Annotated in this window: 1 pseudogene; it reads right to left on the bottom strand. The window is 59.3% G+C overall.

What is annotated here, in order from left to right:
- Positions 1-856 (bottom strand): annotated as a pseudogene (locus tag C0081_RS18160) (hypothetical protein); the annotation flags it as partial.
- Positions 857-952: the final 96 nt, after the last annotated feature.

The following is a 952-nucleotide window of genomic DNA, read 5'->3' as shown; positions in this document are numbered from 1 at the left end:
AAGTCAATTGGCTGAAACGCATAGACGTCAACTCTGAACGACGACGGCCGCCGGACGCAAAGCCAACCAACAAAAGGGCACGATCACGAACATCAACAAGCCGAACCAGCGGGTTCAAGGGACCCGGATCCAGTGAACTCTGTTGAACCAACTTGTTGTGAGGGTCCCGCAGGTGGCCCATCGGAGCCATTGCAGCCGTCTCACAGGTTGCCAACAGCTGCTCGAGCACATCCAGTGTAATGGCTTTCTGGCTTTTACGACCTCTGGGCCGATCGGCGACACGCACAGCAAGACGCATGGCGGCACGAATTTGGGTGGAGCCAAAGGCCCCATCCAGCTCGCGCCAACGATGCAATGTCGACCAATGCGCCAAACGCCGCTCGACTGTGGCAGGCGCATGCGGACCTTTGCTGCGCAACAGGCCTTGGTCGCGCAATGTCTCAGCCACATCCTGCGGCATACCATGGGTCCTGGTTTTTGTCTTGGCACCCGTGCCAACCACCATGCCATTTTCCGCGGAGACCTCCGCCGCGACTGTGGCCGCCGGGACCTCCGCTGAGGTCGCTGAGGGGTCCCAAAGATGATGGGCGATGAATTTCAGAATAAGGTCTTGTGGTGCGGGCCAGGGCAGGGGGGTACCAATCGCGGCAAGCGCCCAGCCTTCCAAATAGCCAAGGTCGGACATCAGGGCGCGCAGGCTGTTGGCTCCCATACCGGCTTTGGCCAAATGCCGCAAAGTCTCGATATCATCATCACTGAGCAGGGACGCCAATTGCGTAGCGCGATCCAGCGGCAAGATGGCGCCAAGGCCATCCAACTGTTCAATTTTGGCATCAATCACAGGGTTCTGGATCATTCAAATCTTTTCGGATCAGCGGATCCAAGGCCAGCGGGCCCAAGGCCGTGAACTAGGCCAGCGGACCCAGTGTCTGGGGACCCAGGGTCGGCGGAC

This window comes from Cohaesibacter celericrescens (assembly GCF_002866925.1).
Classification (GTDB): domain Bacteria; phylum Pseudomonadota; class Alphaproteobacteria; order Rhizobiales; family Cohaesibacteraceae; genus Cohaesibacter; species Cohaesibacter celericrescens.
This window is presented reverse-complemented; position numbering and strand designations above follow the sequence as displayed.